At 71.4% G+C, this 10684-nt stretch carries 10 protein-coding genes; 3 read left to right on the top strand and 7 right to left on the bottom strand.

The features are described 5' to 3' along the window. Nucleotide 1 precedes the first annotated feature (1 nt). From LWP59_RS02485 to LWP59_RS02475, 3 genes are all read left to right on the top strand, one after another. Nucleotides 2-1204, top strand: a complete 1203-nt coding sequence (locus LWP59_RS02485; RefSeq protein ID WP_144642099.1) for an O-antigen ligase domain-containing protein — start codon at nucleotides 2-4, stop codon at nucleotides 1202-1204. Next, nucleotides 1201-2364, top strand: coding sequence for a glycosyltransferase family 4 protein (locus LWP59_RS02480; protein ID WP_144642098.1), 1164 nt, complete (start codon nucleotides 1201-1203; stop codon nucleotides 2362-2364). The genes LWP59_RS02485 and LWP59_RS02480 overlap by 4 nt, the downstream gene beginning before the upstream one ends. A 66-nt stretch (nucleotides 2365-2430) precedes the next feature. Beyond that, complete coding sequence (locus tag LWP59_RS02475) at nucleotides 2431-3060, top strand: phosphatase PAP2 family protein (protein WP_144642097.1); 630 nt, start codon at nucleotides 2431-2433, stop codon at nucleotides 3058-3060. A 59-nt stretch (nucleotides 3061-3119) separates the two neighbouring features. Here LWP59_RS02475 and LWP59_RS02470 read toward each other — a convergent pair whose 3' ends face one another. The 7 genes from LWP59_RS02470 to LWP59_RS02440 form a co-directional block, all read right to left on the bottom strand. After that, nucleotides 3120-4436 carry a glutamate-1-semialdehyde 2,1-aminomutase gene (locus tag LWP59_RS02470; RefSeq protein ID WP_144642096.1) on the bottom strand — a complete coding sequence of 439 codons (1317 nt, stop codon included), beginning with the start codon at nucleotides 4434-4436 and terminating at the stop codon, nucleotides 3120-3122. 5 nt (nucleotides 4437-4441) lie between these two features. Continuing rightward, nucleotides 4442-4990, bottom strand: coding sequence for a dTDP-4-dehydrorhamnose 3,5-epimerase (gene rfbC, locus LWP59_RS02465; RefSeq protein WP_144642095.1), 549 nt, complete (start codon nucleotides 4988-4990; stop codon nucleotides 4442-4444). Next, nucleotides 4987-6159 (bottom strand): polysaccharide pyruvyl transferase family protein, encoded by a 1173-nt coding sequence (locus tag LWP59_RS02460; protein WP_144642094.1) that lies wholly within the window; start codon nucleotides 6157-6159, stop codon nucleotides 4987-4989. Before LWP59_RS02460 ends, rfbC begins: the two co-directional genes overlap by 4 nt. Beyond that, nucleotides 6156-7097 (bottom strand): glycosyltransferase family 2 protein, encoded by a 942-nt coding sequence (locus tag LWP59_RS02455; protein WP_144642093.1) that lies wholly within the window; start codon nucleotides 7095-7097, stop codon nucleotides 6156-6158. Before LWP59_RS02455 ends, LWP59_RS02460 begins: the two co-directional genes overlap by 4 nt. Then, nucleotides 7094-8332: an MATE family efflux transporter gene (locus tag LWP59_RS02450; protein WP_144642112.1), complete on the bottom strand. Its 1239-nt coding sequence runs from the start codon at nucleotides 8330-8332 to the stop codon at nucleotides 7094-7096. The genes LWP59_RS02455 and LWP59_RS02450 overlap by 4 nt, the downstream gene beginning before the upstream one ends. Nucleotides 8333-8412: 80 nt before the next feature. Continuing rightward, nucleotides 8413-9672, bottom strand: coding sequence for a DUF4910 domain-containing protein (locus LWP59_RS02445; RefSeq protein ID WP_144642092.1), 1260 nt, complete (start codon nucleotides 9670-9672; stop codon nucleotides 8413-8415). After that, a complete protein-coding gene (locus LWP59_RS02440; RefSeq protein ID WP_144642091.1) occupies nucleotides 9669-10682 on the bottom strand; it encodes an NAD-dependent epimerase/dehydratase family protein in 1014 nt (337 codons plus the stop codon). The genes LWP59_RS02445 and LWP59_RS02440 overlap by 4 nt, the downstream gene beginning before the upstream one ends. Between the last annotated feature and the right edge of the window lie 2 nt (nucleotides 10683-10684).

The following is a 10684-nucleotide window of genomic DNA, read 5'->3' as shown; positions in this document are numbered from 1 at the left end:
GATGGCGCTGACACAGCTCGCACCACAGGTCACCGCCACCGAGCGCACGCCACGCGCGGTCGCGGTGGCGTGGGGACTGCTGATCCTCAACACGCTGGGCTCCACCGGCGCCCAGACCGTCATCCCGCTGCCGCGCTCGGTCATCCAGCTGGTCACGATGGGCGCACTGATCACCGCGTTCGCGCTGGCGCTCGTGGTGAACCTCAAGCTGCGCATCCGGCCGAGCGCGTACCTGCTGCTGCTCAGCCTGCTGCTGGTGGTCGGCATCCTCTCCAGCGCGCACCTGGAGGCCGGGCTCGGCGCGCTCTTCCGGTGTTTCCGGCTCGCGGTGTTCGTCGGCACCCTGTGGCTGCTCACCCGGTGGTGGAACGGCAGCACGAACTTCGTCCGGTTCCACATCAAGGCCTACGGCGTGGTGCTGCTGACCGTCGCGGTCGGCCTCGCGATCGCCCCGGGCAAGGCGTTGCCGGGCATCTACGGCGGGCGGCTCGCGGGCGCGATCTGGCCGCTCACCCCGCCGCAGATCGGCCAGTACGCGGCGGTCATCTCGGGGCTGGCGCTGTTGCTGTGGCTGGGCAAGCGGATCGACCGGCGCAGCGCGCTGATCATCTCGATCCCGGCGATCGCGTTGCTGATGCTGACGCACACCCGGACCGCCACCCTCGGCCTGATCATCGGGCTGCTCGTCGCGCTGCTGTCGCTCGGGCTGACCAGCGCCCGGGCGCGGCGGGTGTTCGCGTGGTTCGGGCTGATCGCGGCGTTCTCGGTGATCGCGCTGGGCTCGCTGCTGCAGGCGTGGTTCCTGCGCGGGCAGTCCGAGGACAACTTCTCGACGCTCACCGGTCGCGCGAAGGTGTGGGACGCCCTGCTGAACGCGCCACGGACCGTCGGGGAGAACCTCTTCGGCATCGGCCTCGGCGACAAGTCCTACGACGGCCTGCCGATCGACAACAGCTGGCTCGCCGTGTTCCACGAGCAGGGTCTGGTCGGGTGCGCACTGGTCGCGGCGTTCCTGCTGGTGCTGGCCGGGGTCGCGGCCCTGCGGCCGCCGTCGCTGGAGCGGGCGTGCGCGATCTTCCTGATCGTCTACTGCATCTCGGCGTCCTACACCGAGGCCGGGCTGGGCGACGCGTCGCCGTACCTGCTGCACCTGGCCGTGGCGGGTTCGCTGCTGGCCCGTCCCGCCCGTCCGGAGGTTTCGTGAAGGTCCTCGTCGTCCACAACCGGTACCGCTCGGAGCAGCCGAGCGGGGAGAACAACGTCGTCGACCAGGAGGTCGGGCTGCTGCGCTCGGCCGGGCACGACGTGCGGTTGTTCGAGCGGCGCAGCGACGACATCGCGTCGATGTCGTTCGTCGGGAAGGCGACCGTGCCGTTGCGCGTGCCGTGGAACTCGGCGGTGCGCACGTACCTGGTGGAGCAGCTGAGGGCCGATCGGCCGGACGTCGTGCACATCCACAACACGTTCCCGCTGCTGTCGCCGTCGGTCGTAGCCGCGTGTTCGGACGCGCGGGTGCCCGCGGTCGCGACCCTGCACAACTACGGCATGGTCTGCCCGCCGGGGACGCTGTACCGCGACGGGCACGTGTGCACGTCGTGCGTCGGCGGGCAGCCGGTGCCGGCGGTCCGGCACGGCTGTTACCGCGGCTCACGCGTGGCGACGCTGCCGATGGCGTTGTCGACCGCGGTCAACCGGCGCCGCTGGTGGTCGGGGATCTCGCGGTTCTTCTGCATCTCCGGGGCGCAGCGGGAGCTGCTGGTCTCGGCCGGGATGCCCGGCGAGTCCCTGGTGGTGAAGCACAACTTCGTCGACGATCCCGCGCTGCGCCGGGAACTGCCCGGCGAGCACGTGCTGTACCTGGGGCGGATGACGGAGGAGAAGGGCGTCCGGCTGCTGATGGACGCCTGGTCGGTGGCGGACGTCGGCATGCCGCTGGTCCTGGCCGGCACCGGCCCGCTGTCCGACGAGGTGGCTTCGTGGGCCGCCGGTCGCGCCGACGTCCAGTACCTGGGCCTGCGCACGAAGGCGGAGTGCCAGGCGCTGCTGGCCCGCGCGTCGGCGGTGGTGGCGCCGTCGGTGTGGCTGGAGGCGTTCGGCCTGGTGGTCGTCGAGGCGATGGCCGCCGGGGTGCCCGCGGTCGCCCCCGCGCACGGCGCGTTCCCGGAACTGGTCGACGACGAGGTCACCGGCCTGCTGCACCCGCCAGGCGACGCGCCCGCGCTGGCGGCGGCCCTGCGCCGCGTCGTGGCGCCGGCCCGCAACCGCGAGCTGGGTGACGCGGCCCGCCTCCGGTACGAAAAGGAGTTCACCCCGTCCGTCGGCCTGGACCGGTTGTTGTCGGGATACCGGGCAGCGATCGGCTGAGCTTCGGGAGACCGAGTCAGGTCCCGCCCGTCGAAACGAAGCGCGCCTCCCCCGCGACTTCCCCAGGTGACCCTCGTATCCGCGCCACCGGCGTTGACCCGTGCCCTGCGGTTGCCGCTCGCGGTCGGGGCGGTCGTCGCCGCACTCGTGGTGCTCGTCCAGGCGCTGGCCTACGCCGGGGACAGCAGTGGCGAGTGGGTCGCGCCGGTGGACGGGCTGGGCGGGTCACTGCGGGACATCGCGCTCGGCATCGACTTCCTCGGCGAGCCCGTCGGGTCCGTGCTCCTGCTCGTGGTGCTCACCGGCGGCTGCTGGCTGGCCGGGCGGCGCAGGTCGGCCGTGCTGGTGCTGGTCGCGTCCGGCGTCACGGTCGGCGTGACGACCCTGCTCAAACCCGTCGTCGACCGCACGATCCACGGCGGCTACCTGTCCTTCCCGAGCGGCCACACGGCTTTCGCCACCGCGCTGGCGCTGGTACTGGCGCTGATCGCCGCCGACCGGCTGCAACTCGGCCCGGTGGCCGGGACCGCGCTGGTCCTGGGCGTGGCGCTCCTCGCGGGCGCGGTCATGGGCTGGACCGAGGTCGCCCTCAGCGCGCACTACCCGACCGACGCGATCGGCGGCTTCTGCACCGCGCTGGCGGTGGTGCCGCCGACCGCCTGGGCGGTCGACAGGGTTCCTTCCACGCGGATGTAGCGCGAGCGCACCGGTCGGACGCCGTCGGCTGACGTCTGTCGCGGATCTCGGCCAGTACCTCAGACGTAGCGGCGGAAGACCGGCTGCACCGGGCGCCCGCCCAGCCAAGTCGTCGGGTCGCCGGAGTCGAGCGCCTTGCGGTACACGACACACGCCTGCGCGACCACGTCGACCGTGCGGTCGATGTCCTCGTCCGACAGAGCGCTGCTGACCACGAACGACGGCCCGAGCACCCCGCCGCTGATCAGCTGCCGCATGAACAACGTCCGGTAGAGCGGCGACGGTTGCAGGTTCTCGTCCAGCGTCGCGAACACCAGGTTGCTCGCGCGCCCGCGCACCAGCACGTGCTCCCCGACGCCGATACCCACGGCGGCCGCACGCACCCCGTCGGCGAGCCGGGTGCCGAGCGCGTGCAGCCGCGCCGAGATGCCTTCCTCGACGTAGGTCTCCATCACGGCCATCGCCGCGGCGAGCGAGTGCGTTTCGGCGCCGTGCGTGCTGGACAGCAGGAACACGCGTTCGCGCGAGTCACGCAGCCCGCCCTGCTCCATCACCTCGCGGCGACCGGCCAGTGCCGACACCGCGAACCCGTTGCCGAGCGCCTTGCCGAACGTCGACAGGTCCGGCTGCACCCCGTACAGCCCCTGCGCACCCAAGTCCGACCAGCGGAAGCCGGTGATCATCTCGTCGAAGATCAGCAGCGAGCCGTACCTGTGCGCGAGGTCGCGCAGACCCGCGAGGTAGCCGGGCGCGGGCTCGGCGTGCGTCGCGGCTTCGAGGATCAGGCACGCGACATCGCCGCCGCGCAGGACCTCCTCGGTCGCCGCGAGGTCGCCGTAGGGGAACTTGACCGTCATATCCGTGGTCCGCGCGGGAATGCCGGCGTTCATCGGCGTGGTCCCGATGAACCAGTCGTCGGTGGAGAAGAACGGGTGGTCCTGGCACACGGCCACCAGCCGCCGCCCGGTCGCCGCCCGCGCCAGCCGCACCGCCGCGGTGGTCACGTCCGAGCCGTTCTTGGCGAACTTCACCATCTCCGCGGTCGGCACGGTCGCGAGGAACCGTTCCGCCGCTTCGATCTCCAGGAAGCTCGGGCGCACGAAGTTGGAACCACGCACCAGCTCACGCCCGACGGCCTCGATCACCCGCGGATGGGCATGCCCGAGGCTGACGGACCTGAGCCCTGCGCCGTACTCGATGTACTCGTTCCCGTCGACATCCCACACGTGCGCGCCCTTGCCGTGCGAGATGACGGGCGCCATGCCTTCGGGGAACTGGTCGTCGCCCTTGGCGTAGGTGTGGGCGCCACCGGGGATCAGGAAGTGCAGCCGCTGGTTCGCCTTGCGCGACCGCGGCAACGGATGAGCCGTGTCCATGGCAGTTACCTCGACATCTTCAGTGCTTCGGCGAGCGTCGGCGCCTGCTTGTCGCGCTCGGAGATCAACGTGATCGGGACGGGCCACGGGATGGCCAGTTCGGGGTCGTCGAAGGCGATCGTGACGTCTTCGGACTTCTCGTGCGGCCGGTCGATCCGGTAGGAGACGTCGGCGGGATCGGTCAGGGCCTGGAAGCCGTGCGCGCAGCCCGCGGGGATGTAGAGCGAGACCTGCGTGCGCCCGGACAGCTCGAAGTACTCCTGGTTCCGGTAGGTCGGGGAACCGGGGCGGAGGTCGACCACGACGTCGAACACCTCGCCGTAGGAGCAGCGGACGAGCTTGGCCTCGCCCGCACCCGAGCGCAGGTGCATCCCGCGCACGACGCCCTTGGTGGAGCGGGAAAGGCTGTCCTGGGCGAACGAGTCCGGGTCGATGCCCGCCGACCGGACCACCTCGCGGTCGAACGTGCGGCTGAAGAAGCCGCGCTCGTCCACGTGCGGGGTGGGTTCGAACAGGTACGCGCCGGCGATCGCCGGCACCGGGACGGCTCTCATCGCACCTCCCCGGGGAAGACCGCGGACAGGGCCGCGAGCTGGTGCTTGACCCGTTGCTCGGACGCGGCGTTGCGCTCGGCGAGGGTCGCGCCCAGCTCGTCCGACCGGGTCTCCAGCGAGGTGAACTGCGCGGTGAGCCGGTCGAAGTCGATGTGCCGCGCGGGATGGCAGTACTCGCCGAGGCCCATCCCGGCCATCAGCGCCTCGTTCTTCGCGGCGTACCCGACGGAGATCGTCGGCTTGCACACCTTCAGCGCGCACAGCACGTTGTGGTAGCGCGTCGCCACGACGACGTCCACAGCGGCCATCTCCCGCATGATGGCGTCCAAAGAGGACGCGGCCGAAGCGCTCACCAGCGGGCCGCACTCGGCGAGGATCTCGTCGACCACCGGCGCGTCCACCTGGTCGCCGGTGAACAGCCACACCGGACGGCCGCGGTCGACCAGCCAGTGCACGAACCGCTTCATACCGTCCACATAGGACCGATAGATCTCCTCGGCCCGCGCGCGCTCGTCGTTCCCGCCGCGGAAGGCCATCACCCCGACGCCGACGGTGCCGGGCGCGCGCTCCGCGGACGGCACCGGCAGCGCGAACGCGAGGTCGGGGTAGACCTCGTCCGCCGAGGTGTCGACGCCCATCTCGGCCATCGCGTCGCGGGAACCGGCATCCCGGTAGGACCGGTAGGAGGCCAGGCTCCCGGCCGTCTTCACGATGCCGCGCGTCACCCGGTGACCGATCACGTTCGCCCCGACGCTCACCAGCGCGACCTTCGTGCCCAGCAGCCGGCCGGCCACGGTCAGCAACAGCAGCGAGTACGGGAAACCCCAGGGCCGCAACGGAAGCGTCGCCTCCAGCACCCCCATGCCCGGCACGATCACCACGTCCTGGCGCCGGACCCAGGCGGCCGTGCGCCAGACGTCGACGAACTTGCCGAGCCCCTTCAACGCGATCGCCCGCACGCCCGAAGCCGTCCGGTACTCGCCGCCGAACCAGTGCAGCGGGGTCGCGTCGATGCCGTAGCGGGCGGACACGAGGTCCGGCCCGCCGCAGAACGCGCTCAGCCGCGCGTCCGGGTGCTCCGAGCGCAGGAACCGCAGCACGGCCTCCAGCGAGCCGTCGTTGCCGAGGTTGCCCGAGCCGAGCAACCCGAACAGGCCGACCCGGATCATCGGACTCTCCCCTGTCTTCCCGGCACGACCGCGTCGAGGTCGAAGTCGGTGAAGTCGACGGGCGGCCGGTCCTCGATGCGCTCGCCGGAACCCGGCCGGGCCCGCGCGGTGAGCCATTCGCCCAGGTGGCGGTAGCACTCGCGGCGGTCCGCGGCCGACAGCGGCGCCCGCTGGACCGCGCCGACGAACCCGAGCACGTACTCGCCGAGCAGCCGCACCATCGGATGCCGCCGCTTGTCCGCCCGCCTGGGGTCGAGGTTCGCGCACCGCTTGCGCAGCGTCGGGTTGGCCCGTTCCGCACGCGCGGGATGGTCGCGACGGAAGTACAACAGCTCGGGGACCTGGTAGAACGGCCCGTGCAGGGCGATGTCCGCGACGAACACCCGGTCGGCGTGGTGGTAGCTGTCGTGCGGCTTGACCCGGCGCAGCACGTCGGAGCGGATCACCCCGTAGAAGTCGTCCCCACCGGGCTCGAGCAGCAGGCTCCGAAACCGGATCGGCGCGCGCGGCGAGTCCGTGGCGAGGGTGTAGTCGAAGGGCTGGGTGACCCGGCTGTGCTCGTCGATGATCGCGTTCCAGCTGTGCGCCAGGACGATGTCCGGCCGCTCGTCAAGCGCTTCCACGCAGCGCAGCAGCAGGTCGCGGCCGTAGAGGTCGTCGTGCGAAGCCCATTTGAACAGCTCGCCCCGGGCTTCGGCGAACACGAAGTTGTGGTTCGGCCCGGCCCCGATGTTCTCGGCCAGCCGTACGTACCGGATGCGCGAGTCCTTGGCCAGGTAGGTGCGGCAGATCTCTTCCGTGCCATCGGTGGAGGCGTTGTCGGAGATGATCAGCTCGAAGTCCTCGAAGCTCTGCCCGAGCAGGGCGTCCAGGGACTCCGCCAGATACTCCTCGCCGTTGTAGACGGGCAAGCCCAGGCTCAACCGCGGGGTCGTCATATCGGCCTCATTTCGACGGTGGACAGATGAGAGTGCTCGCGCATCCCGGCGCGCAGCTGCACCCACCAGATCGCGGAGCCGGTGGTCGTGGCGATCGCGACGCCCCACGCCGAGCCGACCGCACCGGCGACGGCCGCGCCGATGAGGCCGCCGACGAGGTAGCAGGCGGACACGATGACCTGCGAGCGCAGGCTGCGCCGGGCGAGCCCGAGCGCGCGCAGCCCGGAGGCGGCGCCGGTCGAGAAGCTGGCGCCCATCACCGAGATCGTGGCCGGCAGGATCAGCGCCTGTGCCCCGGACCAGATGGAGCCGAGCAGGTGCACCCCGATGACGTCGGGCAGCAGGAACAGCAGTGCGAGCCCCCAGGCGAGCGCGGCCACGGCCTGTCCCGCGCCGAGCAGCAGGCAGAACAGCGGCAGCCGGTGCGGCGCCCGGCGCAGCACCCTGGCCGCCTCCGCGACCGTGACCAGGGACAGTCCCATCAGCACCGCCTGGAACGGTCCCTGCAGCAGTTCGGCACCCCGCACGGTGCCGACCGCGGCGAGCCCGGCGATCGCGCCGAGCCCGTACGCGCGCAGCTGGGAGGCACCGCTGTTGCTGACGTTCTCGATCAGGTAGCGGGTGCCGAGGTCCCGCTGGTCGCGCAGCCAGCCGCGAACCGCCGACGGCCGCGGCAGGATGCCGGTCTGGAAGCAGCCGAAGAGTGCGGCGACCCCACCCGAGAGTCCCCAGGCCAGCACGAAGCCGAGCACGCTGCCGTGCTTGGCGGCGAAGATCATCGCGGGCGCGAGCGCGACCCCCCACACCACGTCGTTGAGGAACGCCCTGTGCCCCTGACCGGCGGCGAAGAACCCGAACCGCCACGAGTCCTGCAGCGTCAGGAACGGCAGCACGATGCCCAGCCCGACGAACGCGAGCCCGACCTGCCCGCCGATCGCCAGGCCGACGAGCACGCTGAGCGCCCCGGTGCCGACCCCGACCGCGAGCGCCGTACCCGCGGCCCGCGCCGTGGCGGCCCGCCAGATCTGCGTCGCGACCCCGCTGAACCGGACCATGAGCGGGTCGGTGCCGAGGCCGCGGGAGATGTTGATGATCACCCCGTAGGTCACCCACGCGAGGCTGAACACACCGAACGCCGTGGCCCCGAGCGAGCGCGCGACGTACAGCCCGACGGCGAAGTTGGTGAGGCTGGACACCGCCTGGTCCCCGAGCCCCCAGCCGAGCCGCCCGGCCATCGCGCGCAACGGCGAGCCCGGCCTTTCGGCGCGGTGCCTGCCGCGGCGCGGAGTCCCTTCGGTGACCGCGGACATCGCCCCTACTCCTTGATCAGTTCGGCGCGGTGCAGCGCGTGCGCGGCACCGGCGACGGAGTCGAAGGGCAGGCCGGACCGTTCGGCGACGTCGAGCAGGCTGTGCTCGCCGTCGGCGAGGTTGAGCACCCACAGCATCGCCAGCTGCGCCTGCTTGGCGTCACTGCGGCCACCGAGCGAGTCGTACAACCCGCGCTTGCCGAGCTGCGGCTCGCCGTACGGGCTCAGGTTCAGGTAACGGCGGTTGCGGTCGAGCACGGCGAACGCGTCGCGACAGACAGCGAGGGTGTCCTCCATCGCCTCCGGCAGCACGAAGGCGGGGTTGTCGCCGGAGGTGTGGTATTCGGGGTAACGCGCGTACGGGGTCCGCGAGAGCGACCCGACGCCGAGGTTGAAGCCGGGCGAGCAGAACTGGCGCTCGTCGTAGCCGTACGGCGAGAACTCGACGACCTCATGCGTGCGCCCGCGCAAGACGTACTGCAGCACGCGGTCGATCTCCGCGTCCCCGCGGCGGCTCTTCTTGTACGTCAGCTGCCCGGAGTCGCCCGCGCAGGCGAGCACCAGGCCGTGCTTGACCTTGTCGATCCGCTCGGCGTTGCGCGACAGCCAGGTGATCGCGCCGATCGTGCCCGGCATGAACAGGAAGCGGTAGGTGTACCAAGGGTTCTTCAGCTCCCGCGCCAGGAACGCCGCAACCGCGATGCCGGCCAGGTTGTCGTTGGCCAGCGACGGATGACAGGTGTGGCATGAGACGATCACCTCGTCGGTGACCTGTCCCGGCACGACGTGCTCCGCGTAGGTCAGCTGCCCATCGTCCACAGTGGAGTCGATGCGGACGTCGTATTCGCCGTCGGGCAGCCGGTCCAGCGCCTCCTGGGCGAGGCAGAACCCCCAACTCGGGGAGTAGTAGCTGGTCCGGTACGGCACCAGGGACGGCTGCTCGGGCAGCGTGTGCAGGTGCGGGCGCAGCTGTTCGAGCGTCATCCGGGCGTCGACCGGCGTGCTGTAGCCGACGACGTGCAGGTTCGACTCGCGGAAGTCGACGACCCGCCTGCCGCTCGCGTCCGCGATGTAGGCGTCGCGGATGTTCCACTCCTGCGGCACGGTCCAGTCGAAGACCTCGGTGCCGGTCGGCACCTCGAAGGTCTCCAGCGGGAGGTACTCGGAGACGATCTCCAGCGTGCGGCGCACCCCGTCGCCCGTGATGCTGCGGCACAACGGGTACAGCCGCTCCACCAGAGCGTGCATCTCCTCGCCGGCGGTCATCGGCGCCGCAGGGTCTCGTCGACGGGAACGCCGTGCTTCAGCCACGCCAGGCGGGTGAAGCGGTCCTCGAAGTCCTTCTGCGTCAGGCCGAACTTCTGGTACGCCTCGACCAGCTCCAGCGCGCCGGCCTTGACGGTCCACTCGCAACCGAACCCGGGAACCGCCGCACGGAAACGAGAGAAGTCCACCCGGTACGAGCGCGGGTCGGCACCGGCCTCGCCGGTGATCACCAGCCGCGAGCCGGGCACCGCCTCGGCCACCTCGCCGGCGATCTCGGCGACGGTCACGTTGTTGCGCTCGGTGCCGATGTTGAACGCCTTGTCGTGCACGGCTTCCTTCGGCGCGACCAGTGCCGCGGCGAAGGCGTGCGCGATGTCCCTGGCGTGCACGAGCGGCCGCCACGGCGTGCCGTCGGAGAGCACCCGCACCTCGCCGGTCAGGATCGCGTGGCCGACGAGGTTGTTCAGCACGATGTCCGCCCGCAGCCGCGGTGAGTAGCCGAACGCGGTGGCGTTGCGGAGGTAGACGGGCGTGAAGTGGTCGTCGGCGAGCTGGTGCACGTCGTCCTCTACCCGGACCTTCGACTCCGCGTACGGCGTGACCGGGCGTAGCGGCGCGTCCTCGGTGACCAGTCCGTCCCCGCCCGAAGCGCCGTAGACCGAGCAGGTCGAGGCGTAGAGAAAGCGCCGCACCCCGACATCCCGAGCCAGCCGGGCCAGCCGGACGGCCGCGCGGTGGTTGATGTCGTAGGTCAGCTCCGGCGCGAGCGCGCCGAGCGGGTCGTTCGACAGGGCGGCGAGGTGGATCACCGCGTCCACCCCGGACACGTGCTCGTGCGTGACGTCGCGCAGGTCGATCTCGTGGCCCGGCGGGTCCTGCGGCCGTGGCCCCAGCAGGCAGCCCGCGAAGAGCCCCGCGTCCAGGCCGACCACCTCGTGCCCGGCCTGCGCCAGCACCGGCGCCATCACCGTGCCCAGATACCCCTGGTGTCCCGTGAGCAGAACGCGCATCG

The sequence above is a fragment of the Amycolatopsis acidiphila genome (assembly GCF_021391495.1).
Taxonomy (GTDB): domain Bacteria; phylum Actinomycetota; class Actinomycetes; order Mycobacteriales; family Pseudonocardiaceae; genus Amycolatopsis_E; species Amycolatopsis_E acidiphila.
This window is presented reverse-complemented; position numbering and strand designations above follow the sequence as displayed.